At 58.4% G+C, this 1,345-nt stretch carries 2 protein-coding genes; one reads left to right on the plus strand and one right to left on the minus strand.

The window, feature by feature from the left end; genetic code table 11:
• Positions 1-68 precede the first annotated feature (68 nt).
• On the minus strand, positions 69-398 hold the full coding sequence (rpsT, locus tag NW856_RS14195) for a 30S ribosomal protein S20 (protein WP_414400762.1): 330 nt from the start codon (positions 396-398) through the stop codon (positions 69-71).
• A gap of 87 nt (positions 399-485) precedes the next feature.
• Between rpsT and NW856_RS14200 the strand changes: the two genes are divergently transcribed.
• Positions 486-1,345 (plus strand): FG-GAP repeat domain-containing protein (locus NW856_RS14200; RefSeq protein ID WP_414400763.1); only part of this gene is annotated, 860 nt, incomplete at its 3' end.

Raw genomic sequence — 1,345 nt, forward strand, 5'->3', positions numbered from 1 at the left:
AGTGCGGGGCTCCTGCGATTTCTAGCTGAAATCCCGCACAAGCACCACTTCCGAAGCAGCAGGAGAATTCAACCATGCTCAACCAAAGCCTCAGCCTGGGATTTTTCCGAGGAAGCCACAGATAGCTTCACAATCCGGGCCAGCCGAGCCTTACGACGAGCGGCTGTGTTTTTGTGCAGGACGCCGGTTTTGGCAGCTTTATCAATGCGGCTGAAAGCAGCACTCATCGCCGCCTGGATTTCCTGCAGAGTTTCTTGCTGTGGGTTGGCAGCGTAGGCAGCCGAGAGGGAGATCACTTTCTTCATCAGAGCGCGCACCATTGCTTTGGTGGCTTTGTTGCGCAGCCGATTCCGCTCTGCGATCTGAACGCGCTTGATGGCAGATTTGATGCGTGGCATGGTTGAAAGGGAAGTTTCGGCGAAGATCCAGCATACCATCAGAGCTGGAAGCTCCACCAGTTCCTATTGTTCTCCGATGGGATCCCCATGTTTCAAGATTGCAGCTCGCAGATCCGCTTTAACCCACCTGCCCTTTTCTACGGGGTTGCCGCTTGCGATTTGGATCGGGATGGGGCCTTTGAGCTGTTTGTGTGCGGGTTCCGCGGCTCCAATCGAGTCTTGAAGTGGGATGGGCAAACCCTGGTGGATCAAGCAGACGACACCCTGGCCGATGCAGGGCGCATGGCAATTGGGGTGGCTGCCGCCGACTTTGACGGGGACGGGCAGGAAGAACTTTATGTCTTGAACACCGATACCTTCGGCGGGCGCAAGCGCTTTGGGGATCGCCTCTTCGACTGGCAGGGATCCGCCTGGGTGGATCTGTTCTCCCTGCCGCAAAACCAAGATGCCCTCAACTTGACGGCAGGTCGCTCTGTAGCTTGTGTGGATCGTCTTGGCCAGGGGCGCTATGGATTTTTCGTAGCCAACTACGGCGGCCCTATGCGCCTCTACGAGTTGGGCCCTAACCAAATGATCGCCGATGTGGCGCCGGAAGCGGGATTGAATCGGGTGACGGGCGGGCGGGGTCTGGTGGCCTTGCCCTTGGTCTCGCAGCGGATGGACATTTTTGCCGTCAATGAGCAGGGACCTAACTTTCTGTTTCGCAACCGGGGAGATGGCACCTTTGAAGAGATTGCCGCTGAGGTGGGCCTGGCGGATCCGGACGAGCACGGACGTGGCGTGGCGGCGGTGGATCTGGATGGGGATGGACGGCTGGATTTGCTCTACGGCAACTGGGAAGGCCCCCATCGCCTCTGGATCCAGACCCCCGACGGTTTTTTTAAGGATGTAGCCCCCCCGGAGTTGGCTAGGCCCTCCCGCATTCGCACGGTCATCGCTGCCGACTT

The organism is Synechococcus sp. R3-13 (genome assembly GCF_047462195.1).
Classification (GTDB): domain Bacteria; phylum Cyanobacteriota; class Cyanobacteriia; order Thermostichales; family Thermostichaceae; genus Thermostichus.

Excerpts from the sequence above, each read along its gene's own strand:
- rpsT (WP_414400762.1), bottom strand. The coding sequence starts at position 398 with ATGCCACGCATCAAATCTGCCATCAAGCGCGTTCAGATCGCAGAGCGG.